The 19,360-nt window shown below is 46.1% G+C and carries 14 protein-coding genes; 10 read left to right on the forward strand and 4 right to left on the reverse strand.

The annotated features are described in order from the left end of the window. Positions 1 to 59: 59 nt before the first annotated feature. The 6 genes from FCL46_RS14060 to FCL46_RS14085 all read left to right on the forward strand — a co-directional run bounded on the left by FCL46_RS14060 (position 60) and on the right by FCL46_RS14085 (position 9,232). A complete protein-coding gene (locus FCL46_RS14060; protein WP_136807642.1) occupies positions 60 to 1,739 on the forward strand; it encodes a GAF domain-containing protein in 1,680 nt (559 codons plus the stop codon). A gap of 69 nt (positions 1,740 to 1,808) precedes the next feature. Beyond that, positions 1,809 to 3,500: a sulfite exporter TauE/SafE family protein gene (locus FCL46_RS14065; protein ID WP_136807640.1), complete on the forward strand. Its 1,692-nt coding sequence runs from the start codon at positions 1,809 to 1,811 to the stop codon at positions 3,498 to 3,500. A gap of 180 nt (positions 3,501 to 3,680) precedes the next feature. Then, positions 3,681 to 4,295, forward strand: a complete 615-nt coding sequence (locus tag FCL46_RS14070; RefSeq protein WP_136807638.1) for a hypothetical protein — start codon at positions 3,681 to 3,683, stop codon at positions 4,293 to 4,295. 9 nt (positions 4,296 to 4,304) lie between these two features. Then, a complete protein-coding gene (locus FCL46_RS14075) occupies positions 4,305 to 6,770 on the forward strand; it encodes a PEP/pyruvate-binding domain-containing protein (RefSeq protein WP_136807636.1) in 2,466 nt (821 codons plus the stop codon). Positions 6,771 to 6,779: 9 nt separating this feature from the next. Beyond that, on the forward strand, positions 6,780 to 7,814 hold the full coding sequence (locus FCL46_RS14080) for a protein-tyrosine phosphatase family protein (RefSeq protein WP_136807634.1): 1,035 nt from the start codon (positions 6,780 to 6,782) through the stop codon (positions 7,812 to 7,814). Beyond that, positions 7,811 to 9,232, forward strand: coding sequence for a sigma-54-dependent transcriptional regulator (locus FCL46_RS14085; protein ID WP_136807632.1), 1,422 nt, complete (start codon positions 7,811 to 7,813; stop codon positions 9,230 to 9,232). The genes FCL46_RS14080 and FCL46_RS14085 overlap by 4 nt, the downstream gene beginning before the upstream one ends. Before the next feature lie 93 nt (positions 9,233 to 9,325). On the opposite strand, the gene FCL46_RS14090 is transcribed toward FCL46_RS14085, so the two are convergent. The 4 genes from FCL46_RS14090 to FCL46_RS14105 form a co-directional block, all read right to left on the reverse strand. Beyond that, a complete protein-coding gene (locus FCL46_RS14090) occupies positions 9,326 to 9,838 on the reverse strand; it encodes a YgjV family protein (protein ID WP_136807630.1) in 513 nt (170 codons plus the stop codon). 148 nt (positions 9,839 to 9,986) lie between these two features. After that, complete coding sequence (ftcD, locus tag FCL46_RS14095) at positions 9,987 to 11,600, reverse strand: glutamate formimidoyltransferase (protein ID WP_136807628.1); 1,614 nt, start codon at positions 11,598 to 11,600, stop codon at positions 9,987 to 9,989. Positions 11,601 to 11,634: 34 nt separating this feature from the next. Next, the gene (hutI, locus tag FCL46_RS14100; protein ID WP_136807626.1) at positions 11,635 to 12,888 is read right to left on the reverse strand and encodes an imidazolonepropionase; all 1,254 of its coding nucleotides are present in this window, start codon (positions 12,886 to 12,888) and stop codon (positions 11,635 to 11,637) included. A gap of 21 nt (positions 12,889 to 12,909) precedes the next feature. Then, positions 12,910 to 14,943: a urocanate hydratase gene (locus FCL46_RS14105; RefSeq protein WP_136807624.1), complete on the reverse strand. Its 2,034-nt coding sequence runs from the start codon at positions 14,941 to 14,943 to the stop codon at positions 12,910 to 12,912. Positions 14,944 to 15,241: 298 nt separating this feature from the next. Here FCL46_RS14105 and hutH point away from each other — a divergent pair, with 298 nt between their 5' ends. From hutH to FCL46_RS14125, 4 genes are all read left to right on the forward strand, one after another. After that, positions 15,242 to 16,777 (forward strand): histidine ammonia-lyase, encoded by a 1,536-nt coding sequence (gene hutH / locus FCL46_RS14110; RefSeq protein ID WP_136807907.1) that lies wholly within the window; start codon positions 15,242 to 15,244, stop codon positions 16,775 to 16,777. 198 nt (positions 16,778 to 16,975) lie between these two features. Continuing rightward, positions 16,976 to 17,749 carry a histidine utilization repressor gene (gene hutC, locus FCL46_RS14115; protein WP_420811275.1) on the forward strand — a complete coding sequence of 258 codons (774 nt, stop codon included), beginning with the start codon at positions 16,976 to 16,978 and terminating at the stop codon, positions 17,747 to 17,749. 475 nt (positions 17,750 to 18,224) lie between these two features. Next, complete coding sequence (locus tag FCL46_RS14120; RefSeq protein WP_136807620.1) at positions 18,225 to 18,473, forward strand: DUF3820 family protein; 249 nt, start codon at positions 18,225 to 18,227, stop codon at positions 18,471 to 18,473. A gap of 36 nt (positions 18,474 to 18,509) precedes the next feature. Then, complete coding sequence (locus FCL46_RS14125; RefSeq protein WP_136807618.1) at positions 18,510 to 19,046, forward strand: hypothetical protein; 537 nt, start codon at positions 18,510 to 18,512, stop codon at positions 19,044 to 19,046. The last annotated feature ends 314 nt before the right edge of the window (positions 19,047 to 19,360 follow it).

The raw sequence follows: 19,360 nt of genomic DNA on the forward strand, positions 1-19,360 counted from the left end.
CATCCAACCAGCCGCTGAAATCGCAGAAAAATCGATTTCAGCGGTAACAGGATAGTTGCATGAACAAACAGGAAACACATAAAGAGCAGGGATTCCTCAATGTTTTTCAGGAAGTCACTCGCCTCATCAGCATGGCCCATGATCCGCAGGAAGTTATGGATCTGGTCGTGCAGCGACTGCCGGGATTGCTTGAGGTCGACGCTGCCACCATCAGGCTTCTTGATGAGGGGACAGACACCTTTCTGCTTGGCGCTGCCTATGGTGTTTCTGATGAATACCTGTCTCGTGCAACTATCGATTCGCATGAAGTTATGGCCGAACTCAAGCAGGGTCACCCAACTGCACGAACTCATATCGACCGTATCTGCGACCATGACAGTTGTGAACACATTCAGCGCGAAGGTGTCAAAAGCGCCCTCTCTCTACCGATTCTCTATCAGGAAAAGGTTATCGGAATCCTGCGATTACTTACCAGAGAAGAGCGGAAGTTTCCGCAACATGAGATCGGCTTTGCAATGTCTCTTGCCGAACAGGTTGGTATTGCTATCACCAAAACCAGAATGTATCGGGAGATGGAAAATCAGGTGAAGTTCTTTCAGGAACTTCGCCAGATCTCAAGACTTGTTAACTCTACCCTTGATCTCGACCAGATTCTCACCACTATCGTTGAGAAACTTCCGACAATCATGGGGGTTAAAGGGTGCACCATTCGTCTCTTGCAACCTGCGACGAACAGACTTGAGCTGGTAGCGGCGTCCGGGCTTTCAAAAGAGTACCTGGACCGCGGGTCCATCAGCAGGGAAGACTCTATTTTCAAGGTATTAAAGGGAGAACCCGTTTCAATCTACAACGCCACCACTGATCCACGGGTTGATTACCACGAAGCTATTGCCAAAGAAGGCATCCAGTCAATTCTGGCAATTCCTATCCGTAATGAACTGGAGATTATAGGTGTGCTGCGTTTGCTCACCGCTGAGCACCACTCTTTTACGCCAGGCGAGATCAACTTTGCTATGACCGTGGCCGAAGAAGGCGGCAACGCAATTGAAAAGGCCCGTCTCTACAGAAAAATCACCCTGCTCTTCAACCAGATTGAGGAACACGAAAGATTTCTGCAGACCATTATGGACTCCCTGTGGATGCAAATCCTTGTCCTAAGTCCTGATAAACGTGTGGTTATGGCCAACAGCATGTTTCTCACTAATCAGGGGATCTCCGAAGCTGAAGTGCTTGGACGCAGTTATGACAGTGTCTCACCCTGGTCATCCCCGAAAGCAGCTGTTTCCGCTCTCGATCAAGTTCTGACCAGTGCCGCACCGATAGCCATTCTCGATCAGCTCGAATCAGGCAATACCCGCCTTTGGTTTGAACGTCACCTCACCCCGATCATTGATGAACGTGGCGAGGTCGAATTTGTAATCGAGGCAGTTCGAGACATCACGGACCAGAAGTTGCTGGAACAGGAAAAAATGGAACGGATGAAACTCCAGGGGGTCATCGAAATGGCAGGCACTGCCGCACATGAGTTGAACACTCCACTATTTGCTGCGCTTGGCACCGCTCAACTTTTAAAAGATGACCTAGAATCCGGTGAAGCAGCGGCGGATCTCGATATGATCATCCGTAACTTAAAGAATATTGCCGATCTCACGCGGGAGATGACCTCAGTGACCGGCTTTACAAGCAAACAGTATGTCGGCGAGACCCGCATGGTCGAGCTGAAGTCTGAAAACACGTAATTCATTTTTTTCTCAGAGAGTATCTGAGATAATGTATCAACCCAATTTTTTATCCATGGAGGAAAGAAAATGAAGCGAATCAACATGTTGATTTGTGCGATGTTCATGAGCGTTATCGCCATGACATCTTCAGCATTGGCAGCTGACGCCCAGTTGTCAACCCAAAACCTCAAAGCCGGTGAGACCATTAGTGTTACCGGACAGATTGAGCCTGGGACGGAACTGTATGTAGTTGTAGCCACTGAAAAGATGTTTAAACCTGCGGATGCCCTTGGCTCCAAAGAAATGAAAGAACTCCGTGACGGAAAAAATGGTAAGAACGCATTTGGCGACACCTCCATTCCTCCTGTCTACTATGTTCTTACAAGCAGCCCTGAAAGCCTGGCTACCCCGAAGTCTTCAACCAAGGGTCAGACCTCAGGCCCCTTTGCTTTCCCTCCATTTAAATATGAGGTGAAGGTTAATAAAATCAAGCCTTGGGCTGATATTGCTGAAGATATCAAGCCAATGCTCGGACCTGTTGCGGACAAGGCGCAGTGGGATTTCATCATCTTCACCCATGAAAACAAGTTCGGTATCAACACCATCTCCAAAGAAGCGCCTATCGGTGGTGGTAATGCCCGTGCCATCATGACTGACTTCAACACTCAGCAGGAAGCATGGAACGAAGGTGTTTCTCTCTCTTTGGACAAAGCGACCGGCAAGTACACCGTCGCAATGGCTCCGTACAAAAATCTCTCACCTGACACCAAGATGAAAGTCTGGGTAAACGGTGAGGAAGCAGGCACCTTTGCTATCGAGAAATCCACCTACTTCTTCTCGACCGCCAATATCTACATGAACCCACTGGTTGTTTTCATCGGTGCATTTATTATTGGCGTCCTGTTTGTTATCATGGGTGCTGCAGGTGGTCTCTTCACCGCTGCGTTCCAGGTAACCATTCTTGGCACCAAAGGTCCGCTCGGTATCAATGCAGCTAACACCATTAAACCTACAAACCTTTTCCTTACTCTTTGTTCTCCGATCACCGGGCTGATGAACTACTTCAAGGAGAAGCGTTTTGCATGGCCTGTGGCTATTTTCTTTGCCATCGGTATCGTTATCGGTGCATTCTTCCTCGGACCAAACTTTTCGGCTAAATACCTGCCGTTGAAAGCCTATAAATTCTACCTGGGTATCATCTGTCTGATTATCGGTATCAAGCTGTTTATGGAGTCTATGCCTGGTTCCATCGAGAAGAAGAAAGCGATGAAAGCCATTGTCCAGAAGTTCAACGCTGCTGTAAAAGAAGCGAAGTCTTCCGGTAAGGCCATGGAACTTGGTAAAGTTGAATTCGATAAATTCAACTTTGTTAAATTCGACATGAGATTCTGGGGCGAGACCTTTGTTGCCCGTCCGCTGACTATGCTCCTTTCCGGTATCCTGATGGGTATGATCGCATCATCCTTCGGTGTTGGCGGCGGTTTCATGTTCATGCCGTTCATGACCTCCGTTATGGGTTACCCGATGTATCTTGCTGTACCTATCGCTCTTGCCGGTACCTTCGCGACCTCTGTCGGCGGTATCACCAAGTACGCATTGATGGGTTACTCCCCGGACTGGTTCATGGCTGCGGCTATCGCTGCCGGTGCTATCTGTGGTGGTATGGTTGGTCCTAAAATTCAGAAGCATCTCCCTGAGATCTTCTTGAAGAGAATGCTGGCGATTGCTCTTATTATCGTTTTCGCGAATTACACTCAGATAATTCCATTTCTTCGATAACGAGTTTTGAAATAGCCGTATCTGCTTATTAGGCTGAGCAGTCAGTAATGGAAATACCATGCTGGCTGCTCAGATTTTCGCATTCGCGGCTGTCTCTTAGGCTATTGCTGTTCATTCGAAGCATACAGTAGTAAAATTGATTACATACGTATTTGAAGATAAATAAGAGGCTGATTACTCATGGAAAACTTATTGAAACCGTTTACAACTCTGCTGGATAGTATCTATTTTGGGATAATCAGCCCCGTATTTTCCTTCTTGAGCGGGGGGCTTGAACTGATTCTGCTCGAACCTCTCCGCATGCTGCAGTTACCTGTGGCTCTGCAAGTCGTCTGGGTATCGATCTTTGCGGCAGCGTTGTCGATTTATGTTCGAAAAATCATCAAGGTCGAAGAAAAAGAGGCTGCATTTAAAGCGCAATTCACTGCTAAAAGATCAAAACATGAAGATCTCAAATTGATCAGCGACTGGAAAAGCAGAGAAAAATTTGCCAAAGCGATTGATGATGATATCGATGAAGATTTCAACACCTACCTGGCAGGAAGATTTTCCCGCTACGGCATGGCCTATCTTCTGCCAATATTTATGACACTTTTCTGGCTTGATGGCATCATTACAGACACCTTTATAATTGCCCTGCCCGAATCCACCGGATACCAGGGAATCTCAACCCAGATTGTATTCCTGTCTGCTTACTGTATAACTTTATTCATCTATTTCAGACGGCGCAAAAATCGCCTTAAAAAAGCGGAAATGCAGAACATCTCTGCTCCGGCACAGGGTTCATACAGCTAGAAATACACTATGCTCAATATCCTCAAACAGTTTTCAGAACAGTTGCTTTCACCAGATCAACTGATCAGGAAACGTTATAGAACGTTTAAAGAGCTACTCGCCAGCGATCGCAAGTGTCATGAATTGCTGGCTGAGCTTGAGGATATTCATTACAACGGAAGAGCCGTAGACATAAACCGTCTGCGTATGCTCTTCGGCGATTTTTCAGCCTGTGTTGCAGCCATGATTTCCTGTCTGCAGACGCTGGCTCCCGGTCAATTCAGGAACCTCACAGATTATCATAAGAAGTTCGACTTTTACGCGCGATTTGCACTTTCACCACCCAAAACAGAAAGCGGCAAGCCCTGGATTCTGCCCATCAATGCCTCATATCAGGATGATCGTTTCACTGGCGGCAAAGGGCTGCACCTTTCCCAACTCTTCAATGAGCTCAGCTTTCCTGTTCCTGCCGGTTTTATTGTTTCGACTTCTGCCTGGAACAGCTTCGTAGAACAAAACACCCTGCGCCCGTTCATCAACAGTGAACTCGCTCGCATAAACATAAACTCGCTCGCCTCACTTCAGGAAGTCTCACAACAGGTGACTGACGCTATTAAGCAGGCCCCCATTTCGCCAGAAATAGCTGATGTATTCGGTACGGCCATTGAGGGCCTAATTTCAGCAACAGGTGCAACACGTTTTGCAGTACGTTCAAGCGCCATCGGAGAAGATTCTTCACTTTCTTTTGCAGGTCAGTATCGATCCCTTCTTCAGGTCACTGCCAATGAGGTGCAATCGGCCTGGCGCAAAGTTGTTGCCAGTAAATATTCACCTGAGGCGCTGCTTTACCGGATCATGAACGGTCTTGATGATGAAGCAACACCCATGGCAACACTCGTACTCAATATGGTTGATGCTCGCGTAAGCGGCGTAATCACAACGGGTAATGACGATACTGAGGGTAACAGCTCCAGCTGTATTCATCTCGTACCTGGCCTGGGTGACAGATTTATGGGTGGTCAGATGGTATCGACTACTATCAACATCCTGAATAGTGGCCAAAACTCAAGCGTTATTGACCGTAGTGATGGCAATGAGCTCATTCTCTTAGACAGAGATGCCCTGCAACTCAGTCACTGGGCCGAACAGGTAGCACGCTACTATGGTACCTCCCAGGAAATTGAATGGTGTCAGGATGCTTCAGGTTCAATCTACCTGCTACAAACCAGACGCCGTAACACCGCGTGTGACACAACCGAACCTTCACTGCAAATAGATATAGACCTTCCTTGTCTCTTTCAAGGTGGAGAAAATGCGTCACCCGGCATAGCAACCGGCCCGGCATTTCACCTTCGGTCCGCTGAAGATTTACCACGTATTCCAACCGGGGCAATACTCTTTTGCGACGTCACACCTCCCTCACTGGTCTCTGTTCTGCCTAAAATTGGAGGAGTCATAGCAGCCCTTGGGAGCGTAGCCGACCATTTTTCTTCAGTCGCACGAGAATTTAGGGTGCCAGTCCTGGTAAAAACCGGTAGCCACAAGATCGAGGTTAACAATGGAGACCCTCTGACTCTTTGGTCAGACACGTGTTCAGTCTATCTCGGCAAAACTGAATCTACAAACCGGCTTAAAACCACCAGACAACTCAATGAGACGAGCCCGGTTGCCCGTGCGCTCAAGATGGTTGTCGAATTTTCCTCACCACTTGAGCTCACTGACGCTAGTGCCGATAACTTTCAGGAACAGGGATGCCGGTCGATGCACGACATCATTCGCTTCGCTCACGAACAATCTGTTCAGGCGATGTTTCAGCGGAATCCCGACTCCTATTTCAGAAAGCCGAGCAGTTCCCGGCTGGTCAGTGACATCCCCCTTGAGGTGTTTATCATTGATGTCGGCGACACGCCTGCCAAAGAGAAAGCAATTCCCCGGGAAGTGCGCATTACAGACATCAATTCTCTGCCCTTTCATGCATTATGGCAGGGTTTAACTCATCAAAACGTCAACTGGCAAGACCGCAGCCATTTCGACTGGAAAAGCTACGACAGTATCGCCCTCGCCGGAGGAATCGCAACGAAAAACGATTCATCCTTTGCCAGTTACTGTTTGCTGAGCCCCGAATATCTTAACATCAACATGCGATTCGGCTATCATTTCGCCCTGCTTGATTGTTTATGCACCGATTCACCCGAAGAGAATTATATTCTGTTACGTTTTGCGGGAGGCGGTGGCACAGGTCGGGGCAAAGATCTCAGGCTCTCGTTTATTACCAGGGTTCTGGTAAAGCTGAACTTCGACTGCGAACAAACAGCCGAGTTGCTCGACGCCAGGTATATGCGGTATGATAAAGATAATACCGCGAATCGGTTGGATCAGGTCGGTCGATTGCTTGGTGCCACAAGGTTGCTCGACATGGTGCTGAAAGATGAAACGGAAATTGACAGTTTGGTAAAGGCCTTCTTTCAGGAAACATATGATTACTCAAACGGTTAGTATTTTCTAATGTCTGATTACCCTCTTACTTGGATCACCAGGAATCTTGCGGTAGGTCATGCCCCCATGTCCTACGACGAGCTTGACAGCATCAAATCCCAGGGGATAGATGCCATCGTCAACCTCTGCGGCGAATACTCAGATTTACATGAAATTGAAGAATCTTCGGGGTTCGAGGTATTCTTCCTACCAATCCCTGATGAAAATGCGCCTGCCATGACCGAGATGGAGGAAGGGCTTGAATGGCTTGATTCAGCTATTTATTTAGGGAAGAAGGTCCTGGTACACTGCCGGCATGGCATTGGTAGAACCGGCACATTTGTTACTGCATATCTGCTTCGTCGGGGATTCAGTCTGAAACAGGCTGGAAAGATGCTTAAAAGCACACGTGCCACTCCTACCAATTTTTCACAGTGGTGGTTACTGAGAAAATTCGGCAAACAGGAAGGACAGTTGACCCTCCAGGAACCAACCCCTGAAAATAGAAAAAGCGATGACCTGGAACCTTTTTTTACACGCTACGAACTCCTGATTGATTCATTGAATTCTAAATTTCCAGACTGCCCCGAATGCACATCACCAAAGAGGTGTGCTAGCTGTGACAGTACAACCAATCTGTACCTGATCGAAGCCCTCTACCTGCACTCCAAGATCAATGTATCGCTCAGCACCGAGCAGCGGAATACACTCATTACGCAGTCCAATTCTGTACAAAAATCATTTTCAGAAATAGACAAACAGACTATAAACGGCGAAACGCCAGCACCACAAAGCCCAATCTGCCCGCTCTATCAGGATGTTGCCTGCTTGCTGCATCAATTTCGGCCTGTAAGCTGTAGACTGCATGCTCTTGATGAAAACGAGACAGAGGCTGCTTGTCAGGACGAACTGGAACAGTTGTCTCAAGAGGTTTTTAGTTCAATTTTTGGTATACGTGTTAGTACACCGCTACCATTGGTGCGAATAACCGATGTAGTTTCAGGCAGATTTATACAGAATTACTTCCAATTTCTTGCAGCGCAAAAAAAACCAGGCACTCAATGACCAATACTGGCAACACCACTATTCAATCTCGAAAACTGGTCATGATCGTCGATGATGAACCGGACATGCTCAGCATGTTGCAGCTTGTTCTCGAAAAAAAATGCGCGTGTGATGTTATCACTGCAGCATCTGGTCGTATTGCTCTGGAGAAGCTTATAGAATACCAGCCGGATGTTATCGTAACCGATATCAAGATGCCCGATCTAGACGGATTGCAGCTGCTTAAAAAAATCCGCGAACATGATACGACGATTTCTGTTGTCATTATGACGGGGTACGGCACCATACACATGGCAGTCCAAGCATTGAAAGATGGTGCCTATGACTTCCTTGAAAAGCCTTTTGATCAGGATCATATTGTTCGCGTTGTGAAAAATTGCCTTGAGCGCACTACTCTTCTCCAGACAAACCAGCGCTTGCAGGAACAACTCAACACCATCGACCAGCCAGAAGGTTTTATCGGAAAAAGCCCTGCCCTTAAACGGGTTCTTGATCTCATTGGCAGGGTTGCTGACACAGATGCCACAGTGCTCATCCGTGGCGAAAGTGGTACAGGAAAAGAAGTCGCAGCCCGTGCCCTGCATAATCTCAGTAACCGAAAACACGCATTGATGGTAACTGTGAATTGCCCAGCCTTACCGGAGCATATCCTCGAAAGTGAGCTTTTCGGCTACTCAAAAGGTGCATTCACAGGTGCAATGCAGGCAAAAAAGGGGTTGTTTCTTGAGGCGGACAAATCAACCATTCTTCTGGATGAAATAGCAGATATTCCTGTTTCGGTGCAGACCAAGCTTTTACGTGTCCTGCAGGAAAAAGAGATACAGCCGCTTGGCCAGAATAAAACCATCAAGATTGATGCACGGGTCGTTGCTTCAACCAATCAGGATCTCGAAGCGAAAATCGAGGCTGGGGAATTCAGGGAAGACCTGTTTTATCGTCTGAATGTAGTTACTATAACTATGCCAAGCCTGAGGGAAATGTCAGAAGATATCCCGTTGCTGATTCACCATTACCTTTCACACTTCAAGAGCCGATATAATCGACAGGATGTAGAGGTTTCGCAGAAAACCCTTCAATACCTCTACACGTATAACTGGCCTGGAAATATCCGTGAATTACGCAATACTATAAAGCGGCTTGTTCTTCTGGGAGACGAAACTATTGCAGAAAGTAGCAGAACGGATAGCCAACCGGACTGTGACGAGAACACAGACCGTTTCGATGATCTGTACACCACCCAATACAACGACGCCAAATCCGAAATACTCAGACGTTTTTCTGTCGGTTATTTGCGTAATCTGTTGCAGGAACATCAGGGAAATGTGACGAATGCTGCAGTAGCCTGCGGTTTGGAACGACAGGGGTTACAGCGTATTATGCGTCGCTACAACATTGTATCTTCTGATTTCAAATCGTAGCGTTTCTTTTTTTATTACTGATTTCTAAGATCAGGCCCTCTTTGCTTCCGACCGTAACCTCGTAGTACAGACTACCCACCAATCTGATTCCCGCTAAGAATTAAGTACCTGCTTACGAGGCTTAATGTAATATCTGAAGTATCCAATAACATTCGAGCTCAAAAAGATTATCTCAAGCAATACAGCCCCGGGGGAACCTGCGATCACATTATGTACGATCCATATGCTGGTACCGACAAACATAAATTGACGCAGAATTTTATCATCTTTGCTAAACGCTGCAAAAGTCCCAAAAATAGTGCCTGTAAATCCGAGAATGGTCAGAAGACCTTCATACGTAAATGCGGATACAACAATTGCAATCATCAGAAATACCCATAGAAGCTTTCTCGATGTAGAGAACAGGCAGGCAATAAATCTGATAGCAGCAAGAAGAGCCAGACACGCTGCTGTCCAGTGTCCTAAACACCAGAAATGAATAGCAATCATTATGCAGGATATTAGCAGACAACTGACAATATGCACCCGTTCTTTAAACTGAAACGATGCGATATCAGTACATATAGCGATACCAACTAAAATCTGGGAGAGAACAAAGAGAGACATTTAATTCCATAATAAGGTAATTGTTGAGCTTCAAATATTTCAATCACCCGACTATACAGGCCTCACCTGCTTTCAACAATGTTTGAAATAGAAAGCCCCCGGTATTTCAATAATACCGGGGGCTTTAAGACTGGGAGTCTTATTCAAACTACGCAGCCAATATTTCAAGCACTTCTGAGCACTTCCTCTTAGCTCTATTCACTATAGTGTCAGCTTCATTCATGATCTCTTTTTTATATGCTTCGTCACGGATGCCTTCCATATTGATTACCACATTCTGGTAAGCTCCCCAAATGCCTGTTTCAAGTGATCTTGCTCCGACCTGGGTATCTGATCTGGAGGCTGGATTTCCGTAACGAGCGACAGTACACAAAGCATCCCATGCTGCATCGCCATAACGCATGGTGGTAAGCGGTACATTGATTGCCGTTTTTAAACCGGCCTGCATCTTGGCAGTTCTGGCTGTTCGCTCTTTTTCTGTATTTTTAGGCATCCTGAGACCATCCATATACTCATTGAAGGCTGAGGTATCCGCATCTATCATCGGTATAAGCTTAGCTGTCAAATCATGAAGCACAGGAATTGCCTCTATCATCTGAGGTTGTACATCCTCAAATTTTCTTACGCCCCACGTGAGTTTAGCCACCATTGAACCCAGGCCCGTACCAATCGCAGCAATGGTTGCAGATGCAGAACCACCACCGGGAGCGGATGTACGATCGGCAATCTCTTCTATAAAAGATCTAACAGTCATGCTGGCAAGCGGCTCATCAGCTTTTTCGGCAACGATATATTCAATGATCTTCTCTTGCGGCTTAAACTGCGCAACTGAGTTCAACCCCAATCGTTCCACTGCCAGGCGGATCTTCTGATCTTCCTGATAGATAAAGAGATTTTCTTTTTCTATATAGTAATCTGCAGCCATCAGCATTGCTTCAAGAGGCACAACACCCACGATTTCAGAACCAGTTACTGCAAGCTTTAAGGCAGCTGCCTCTTTTTTTGCCTCTTCGTATAAGATATGAATCGGGGTAACTTTGTAATCATTGAGGTTTACCGTGAGTTGGGCCATGTTATATTCATTTACAAACCAGCCCATCCCTTTCACTTCTTTCAGCTTTCCTGGTTCATCATCACCGCGCCCTGCCTCACGAAGATTCAGCGCAATACGATGAGCCTGATTTGAACTGCCGAGAATATTCACATTGTAGGCAATGAGAAATTTCCTGGCACCTGTCGCTGTGATACCCCAGCTTGGAACAAATTCTTGTGGTCCGAAATCCGGCTTCCATCTATCATCGGCTAACCGTTCTTCGAGTGCCTCATACTCGCCTTCCCGAAGATGTGGCAATTTACGTCGATATTCCTGTTCAGCCGCCTCTTCATAGAGGTAGAACGGAATGCCCAGCTCATCGGCTGCTCTGGCTGCAAATATTTTTGAGACCTGCACACATTCTTCCATGGTAACATTGGCTACCGGAACGAAAGGACAGACATCCATTGCGCCAAAGCGTGGATGCTCACCTTTGTGGGTGCGCATATCAATACGCTCTTTTGCCACCTTTGCCGCAGCAAGTGCTCCCTCGACTATGCTTTCAGGATCTCCGACAAAGGTATAGACCGTGCGGTTGGTAGATCGGCCCGGATCCATATCAATCAGCGTACAGCCGGGAGTAGATCTGATAGCTTCAGCTATAGCCTCAATAGTCTTTTCATCGCGGCCCTCTGAAAAGTTGGGCACACATTCAATTATTTTATTCATTGTTGTTCCTTGAACACTATCTATTAGAACTGGTTCAGCTATCCGACCCTGCAACCAATTCACCCTTTTTGTATACCTTTACAACCGGAGATACCCCTGCATGATACGCAAGAATCGCCGGAGATTTTCCATCCAGTACAAGGAAATCAGCCTGTTTACCGATATCAAGACTACCTACACGATCAGCAAGTCCTAGTGCATAGGCAGCATTCAATGTTGCACCGCAAAGTGCCTCTGCTGGGGACATATGCATATTGAGAACGGCAAGGCCTATTACAAAGGGCATTGATTCGGTGTAACTCGAACCCGGATTGCAATCGGTTGCCAGGGCAACAGGCAGATCATTATCAATCATAAACCGTGCACGCGCATACGGTTTTCGAAGACTGTAGGCAGTTGCGGGGAGAAGATTAGCCACCACTCCGGCAGACACCATGGCCCTGATATTTTCATCACTTGCTGCAAGAAGGTGATCAGCTGAGCATGCGTTAAGCTCCGCCGCCAAACCTGCACCGCCCAAATCATTAACTTCATCGGCGTGAATCTTAACTTTCATGCCGAGTGCTGAAGCTGCAGTAAGTAACTTTCGTCCCTGCTCTATTGAAAAGACACCTTCTTCACAAAAGATATCGCAGTGTTCTGCAATGCCCTGCTCTTTAACTGCAGGTAACATTTTATCTATCAGTAATGCTATAAATGCATCAGGGTTGTTCTTGTATTCTGGCGGAATGGCGTGAGCACCCATAAACGTTGCAACGACATCCTGCTTTCCGTTCCTGGACAGCCGATCAATAACACGCAGCATCTTCAACTCGTTTTCTGTGTCGAGTCCGTAACCACTTTTGATCTCAAGCGTAGTTGTGCCAAACTTCAGGGCAGTTTCCGCCCGAAGGCGGGTCGCCTCAAAAAGCTCTTCTTCGCTTGCTGCTTCAACAGCGCGTACTGAAGAGAGTATCCCGCCACCCTGTTTGAGAATCTCAAGATAGGGTGTACCCGTTAATCTTAACTCAAACTCCTCCTCGCGCCTTGCGGCAAAGCAAAGGTGGGTATGCGGATCAACAAATCCGGGGATGACACATTGCCCCTTAATATCAACAATCTCAACATCGGCATCACCGGAGTGAGATTTTAGCAGATCTGTATCACTGCCAATTGCCGCTATTTTTCCATCTTTGACAAGAAATGACCCTTGAGGATAATGTTGCAAATCTCCCTGAACAGTCCCCCCATGAGGACGACCTGAATCAACGGGAGTGTATATGTTTGCATTTCGATATAGTGTGGACATTTTATCTCCTTAAGCCCTCGGCTATTCAGCGCCTTTGCTGAACAGTTCGGCTACGGCATCGCTCACCTTTGACTCATCTGCCCGATATGGAATAGTAATCTGGTCGCCGTTTGCATTCTCTTTATTGTAGGCGACAGCAACCTCAATGGCGTTCGGATTACGCCCCCAGTTACGACGAGCCACTCCACCCATAACATCCCAACTCATTGCGGACCGCAGGATCTCATCCACGCGCTCGCTCCCATCCAGAACCATGCCGAAACCACCATTAATAGCCTTACCTATTCCGGTTCCACCACCATTATGCAGTGCCACCATCGACATTCCTCGTGCTGCATTTCCGGCGAAGCATTGAGTAGCCATATCAGCACAGACATTACTACCATCACGGATATTTGCAGTTTCCCTAAATGGAGAATCAGTTCCACCCGGATCATGGTGATCGCGCCCGAGAATAATTGGTCCGGTTTCACCAGTTCGTACCATTTCGTTGAACTTCAGAGCAATTGCTGCACGGCCGCCGGCATCCGAATAAAGAATGCGTGCCTGGCTACCTACTACAAGTTTGTTTTTTTCAGCATCCTGAATCCATATATAATTATCTCTGTCTTCAGATCGTCGATTTGGATCAATACATGACATGGCTGCCTTATCAGTCTTATGCAAATCAGCAGGATCGCCACTTAAGCAGACCCAGCGAAATGGACCGTAACCATAATCAAAAATAGGACCCATGATATCTTCAAAGTATGATGGGAATATGAAACCATCGCGAGCATCTACACCGTTTCTTGCAACCTCAGTCACCCCGGCATCGTAAACCGCTTTTAGAAAGGCATTCCCATAGTCAAAGAAATAGGTGCCCTGATCACTCATTTTTTGTACTGCAGCGATATGGCGCCTGAGGCTGATATCGACAAGCTCTTTAAATTTTTCGCGGTCAGTAGCCAGCAAATCTGTTCGTTCCTGAAAGCTTATGCCTGCAGGACAGTACCCACCATCATAGACAACATGGCAGGAGGTCTGATCAGAGAGCAGATCAACAGGGAATGCATGCTCTGCCATATACTCGAGCAGATCAACAACATTTCCATGATAGGCGATTGACAGATTTTCTTTTTTCTCTTTTGCACCAGAGGCGAGCTTCAGCACTTCAGCAATATCATCTGAGACAACATCCACCCACCCCTGCTCATACCTTGTTGTTATGCGGGAAAGATCAACCTCAGCAGTAATCGACACAGCACCTGAAATTTTGGCTGCCTTTGGTTGTGCGCCACTCATTCCGCCCAATCCTGACGATACAAAGAGTAATCCCTGCAAATCACCATCCTCTGCAACACCACACATCTTGCGACCGGCATTTAACAAGGTGTTGTACGTACCATGCACTATTCCCTGAGGACCTATATACATCCAGCCACCAGCAGTCATCTGGCCATACGAAGAGACTCCCATCTGCGCGGCGATTTCCCAGTCATCAGGATTATCATAGAGGCCGACCATAAGACCGTTGGTTATAATTACCCGTGGCTGATCCGGACTTGACTTGAATAAGCCAAGCGGGTGTCCCGACTGCATGACAAGCGTCTGCTCTTCTGTCAGTACCTTCAGGTATTTTTTAATCAACCTGTATTGCATCCAGTTCTGACATACTGATCCGGTTTCACCGTAGGTCACGAGTTCATAAGGGTAGAGTGCCACTTCAAAATCAAGATTGTTATCAATCATCAACTGAAAAGCTTTACCTGCAAGACATTTTCCTTCATATTCTTCAATCGGACGCGCATGTAATCGCCCATGCGGACGAAACCTGTAGCCATATATCCGGCCATGGTTCTTGAGTTCTTCGAGGAATTCTGGGATGAGTTTTTCGTGATGCTGCTCAGGTATGTATCTGAGTGCATTCTGCAGTGCGACCTCAGTCTGTGCTTGTGTCAGCCTGAAACCACGATCCGGCGCCCGCCGAATATTTTCATGAAAAGCAGGTTTCTCAGGCAAATCTCCATCCAGCTTAATTTTCATTGTTTCCGCAGCATCCGTATTGGTAAGCATCTCCAACTCCTGGAATTATATTGTTATTGTTCTATATTTTAGATCAGGACAGATTTATCTCTACCATCTGTTCCTCTGTCTTTTATTGTTGCATATCCTATGTTAGCAACGTCAACTTGTATATACAAGTAGTTTTTCCATTAACCCGCGACACTCCATCTCAATCAAATATAAATGTATATCAGATGACATTTTACGGTTGCGACTCCGCCAACTTGTATATACAATACCTGGAGATAGAATAATAAATGCGAAAACCAGCTCGAATATGAGTTCAATTCTTCCTGTAAAATACATTATGTGTACATTTGAAATAGATCCAGGTCACCTTACACTTTCACAACTCAGAGCTGTTTCCCGGGAGGATGCACATATCACCCTCTCAGCCGACTGCCGAAAAAACATAGATGCCTCTGTCGCAACAGTAAAAGAGCTCATTAGCAATGGCCGGGTAATATACGGCATTAATACAGGTTTTGGCCTGCTCGCCAATACCGTCATACCACATGAAGAACTCGAGCATTTACAGCGTTCTATCGTATTATCCCATGCCGCAGGCGTAGGTCGGCTCATGAATGAATCAACTGTCCGCCTGATGATGGTATTGAAGATAAACAGCCTTGCGCGAGGATATTCAGGTATACGTTACGAGGTAATTGATGCGCTTGTGCGACTCATAAACGCTGAAGTGTATCCTTGCATACCCATAAAAGGTTCTGTTGGTGCGTCAGGCGACCTTGCACCACTCGCTCATATGAGCACTGTCCTTCTTGGCGAAGGTGAAGTGTTGCATAAAGGCAAGCGACTGACAGGTCGTGAAGGTTTGGAAATCGCTGGAATGCAACCAATCACCTTAGGACCAAAAGAAGGACTAGCCTTATTAAATGGCACCCAGGCTTCAACAGCTCTTGCACTTGAAGGTCTCTTTGCGGCAGAAGACCTGTTTGCAGCGGCGGTGGTGTCCGGTAGTCTCTGTGTTGAGGCCGCCCTTGGTAGTCGCCGTCCGTTTGAACCAATGATACATGAAGTGCGCGGCCATCAGACCCAGATAGATGTTGCGGCAATGTACCGACAGTTACTGCAGCATAGTGAAATAGAAACATCTCATAAAGATTGTGAATCAGTTCAGGACCCCTACTCGCTTAGGTGCCAGCCTCAGGTGATGGGCGCATGCCTTACCCAGATACGAAACAGTGCGGAGATCCTTCTGGTTGAGTCAAATGCTGTCTCAGATAACCCGCTTGTTTTTGCGGCCGATAAAGACATCATCTCAGGTGGTAATTTTCACGCAGAACCTGTAGCAATGGCTGCAGATAATCTGGCACTTGCCATTGCCGAGACAGGTTCATTGTCTGAGCGAAGGATGGCTCTGCTTATCGATAGCCATATGAGCAAACTGCCGCCATTCCTTGTTGAAAAAGGTGGTCTCAACTCCGGTTTTATGATTGCCCAGGTAACATCGGCAGCTCTTGCCAGTGAGAATAAATCTCTTGCTCACCCCGCTTCTGTTGATAGTCTGCCAACCTCAGCAAATCAGGAAGATCATGTCTCAATGGCTACTTTTGCAGCACGCCGACTTACTGACATGGCTGAAAATACAGCCAACGTCCTGGCCATAGAATTACTTGCTGCATGCCAGGGTGTAGATTTCCGCGCTCCTCTAAAAACATCTGAATTGCTTGAATCTGCGAAAATGCTTGTGCGTAACGAGGTCCCGTTTTATGATCAGGATCGATATTTTTCCCCTGATATTGAGAAAATATACCACCTTATCCGAGATGGTCAGTTCAATTTTCTTATGCAGGATACTCTGCTTCCAAGCTTTAGCAATTGATGGCGTCGTAAAAAGCCCGATCTCCTTCGTTGTAGTTTATTCACAGGGCCTCAACATACCAAATGTATTATTGAGGTCCTGTGAATAACACTACGTCTCGTATATCGAGCTTTTTTAGTTTGCCATCCGATAAACGTAGACCTCGATAACTTCGAAAGACCTTTTTACGAGTCCATCAGTAATTGATAAAATTCGCATATTATGAGTAGTCCCAAAGTAACAGAAAGCACTAAACTGAGCGACACCGGTAGACCTCTCTACCAGCAGGTGAAAGAGCACATCGTGAGTAAAATTACTAACGGTGTATGGCAACCCGCCATGAAAATTGACTCTGAGGCTGAACTGGTTGCATCTACCGGTGTTTCGAGAATGACGGTAAACAGGGCACTTCGGGAACTTACTGCAGAGGGGCGCTTGATACGGCGTCAAGGCCAGGGAACGTTTGTTGCTGAAAGCAAGCCCCAGTCAGCGCTTCTTGAAATACATTCAATTGCCAGAGAAATTGAAGAACGCGGGGGGAAATATTCGTGTTCTGTACATCTACTCCAAGAGGAAAAAGCACGACCAGAACTCGCTGAATCAATGGGACTTGAGCCGTATACCACAGTATTTCATTCGGTAATTGTCCATAAAGATAACGGGTTGCCTATCCAGCTGAGCAGTAGGTTTATCAACCCTGATATAGCACCCGACTATCTCAAACAGGATTTCACCTCTATAACCCCGAACGAATACCTGCTGAGCCTTGTACCAATCTCTTCAGTGGAACATGTGGTAGAAGCACTTATCCCTGAAATGTGGATACGTGAATTGCTTGAGATCAACAGCTCTGAACCGTGCCTCGCTCTGTATAGAAAAACCTGGGTAGGTGATGTAATTGCGACAAATTCTACATTTTATTATCCAGGTTCCAGATATACTTTAGGAAGTAAATTTACCCCTACCACATCAGGCATCATTCAGGTAACCTGAATGATCGGGCCCAAACCCCACCTTTGTCGGGCCCGTCATTCAGTTCCGCCCCCTACAGGCAGTTTGTAGTCACGTAGTTTTGATTAAATCCACCGATCCGACAGTCTCTTAGTCAACTCAACGTATTCATTGCTTGAAAAAGAAATACATTGCTTCACTTTACTGAAGCTGGCATCTATGTTTAAGGTGCTCCCAATTTAGCCCATATCAAGGATATGGCAGCGTACAACGCTCAATGACATGACAAATACATTATAGGTTCCATCATCGAAAATGCCACTTATAGGCAATATATTATACCGATACGCGATATACCGAAAATGGCACCTTTAACATTTTATGGAAATCCATTAATTTCGTGCCCTTTTTTTCTATAGTGATATTCTGATAACTATCTGACGTAAAGACAACATCAATCACAATCTTCAACGACGCAGTTTATTGCAACTGGTAACCGTCCACTTATCATCTAACCATGAGTAAAACTGATTTAAATAGCCCTGAACCTGAATTTGACCATTCCAACCTTCTGGAACTTGCCGCAAGCAGAATGCCGTTTGGCAAATACTCAGGTAGATTACTGATAGACCTTCCAGAGCCTTATGTCGTATGGTTTGCAGGACAGGGGTTTCCACCAGGAAAACTCGGCCAAATGTTACAGACAGTCTATGAGATTAAAGTGAACGGCCTTGAGTATCTCTTTGAACCCCTTCGAGAGAAATAACTTCTTTTTTCCCAAATTCTTCACAATGGAGCCAAAATGAACATTGATTCCTCTGACGCAAAAGGCTTTTTAATTGAACTCTATTCAATGACAGAAGGCGACACAGCAAGACAGGTTTCAATGTATGATGTTGGGGAAAAGCTTGGGATGGAAAAAAATGCTATCTCATCGATTAGTGAAGATCTTATTATAGATCAACTTGTCGAGCTGAAGACACTTTCGGGAGGAATCGGAATTACCCAAGAGGGGCTTACAGCACTTCAAAAAGAAGGGTTAATTTCAGCTGCGCCTACTCATAACGTACAGAAACTCGGAAAAGGCCCGGTACTTGATGAGAATGATCTGAAAATTATCGAGCAACTTCTTTCGAGTATCAAAAATGCAGTATTTGGCTCTCAAACAAAATACGCTCAACTAGAAGAGATTGTTATTGATATTAAAACTATCGAAATACAGCTTCTTTCCCCCCGACCAAAGTTGTCTATCGCAATGGAGGTATTCAAATCCCTTCATACCACCTTACAGAATTCACAATCCAAAGAGATTGCCAAGGCAATTGGAAACCTGTTTTAAATACACAATTTTCCAACAGACAGATAGTGCTCTGATCGCTGAAGTTACAACGTGCTTCAGCGATTAATTAGCCGAAATCATTTTGCCTTTAAAGAAACTGCCACCCTCCGCAAGGCATCGAAATCGCTTAAGGCTCTCTTCGCCCATTACGCATTTTTTAATATCGTAACCAGTTTTCTCACCTGTTATCTTCTGCTCACCTTGTCAGAACCATACAAATTCCTTATCATTTCTCAAGTAATTTACTTTTTAGTGCCCGGTAGGTTCTTCTCTGTTTTTCTAGTGTCTTTAACCTTGTAACTTCAACTAGTGTC

The sequence above is a fragment of the Desulfosediminicola flagellatus genome (assembly GCF_005116655.2).
GTDB classification, from domain to species: Bacteria; Desulfobacterota; Desulfobulbia; order Desulfobulbales; family Desulfocapsaceae; genus Desulfopila; species Desulfopila flagellata.

Bases quoted from the DNA above. Each gene is read 5' to 3' on its own strand.
- FCL46_RS14060 (WP_136807642.1), top strand. From the start codon at position 60: ATGAACAAACAGGAAACACATAAAGAGCAGGGATTCCTCAATGTTTTT.
- FCL46_RS14065 (WP_136807640.1), top strand. From the start codon at position 1,809: ATGAAGCGAATCAACATGTTGATTTGTGCGATGTTCATGAGCGTTATC.
- FCL46_RS14070 (WP_136807638.1), top strand. From the start codon at position 3,681: ATGGAAAACTTATTGAAACCGTTTACAACTCTGCTGGATAGTATCTAT.
- FCL46_RS14075 (WP_136807636.1), top strand. From the start codon at position 4,305: ATGCTCAATATCCTCAAACAGTTTTCAGAACAGTTGCTTTCACCAGAT.
- FCL46_RS14080 (WP_136807634.1), top strand. From the start codon at position 6,780: ATGTCTGATTACCCTCTTACTTGGATCACCAGGAATCTTGCGGTAGGT.
- FCL46_RS14085 (WP_136807632.1), top strand. From the start codon at position 7,811: ATGACCAATACTGGCAACACCACTATTCAATCTCGAAAACTGGTCATG.
- FCL46_RS14090 (WP_136807630.1), bottom strand. From the start codon at position 9,838: ATGTCTCTCTTTGTTCTCTCCCAGATTTTAGTTGGTATCGCTATATGT.
- ftcD (WP_136807628.1), bottom strand. From the start codon at position 11,600: ATGAATAAAATAATTGAATGTGTGCCCAACTTTTCAGAGGGCCGCGAT.
- hutI (WP_136807626.1), bottom strand. From the start codon at position 12,888: ATGTCCACACTATATCGAAATGCAAACATATACACTCCCGTTGATTCA.
- FCL46_RS14105 (WP_136807624.1), bottom strand. From the start codon at position 14,943: ATGCTTACCAATACGGATGCTGCGGAAACAATGAAAATTAAGCTGGAT.
- hutH (WP_136807907.1), top strand. From the start codon at position 15,242: ATGTGTACATTTGAAATAGATCCAGGTCACCTTACACTTTCACAACTC.
- FCL46_RS14120 (WP_136807620.1), top strand. From the start codon at position 18,225: ATGAGTAAAACTGATTTAAATAGCCCTGAACCTGAATTTGACCATTCC.
- FCL46_RS14125 (WP_136807618.1), top strand. From the start codon at position 18,510: ATGAACATTGATTCCTCTGACGCAAAAGGCTTTTTAATTGAACTCTAT.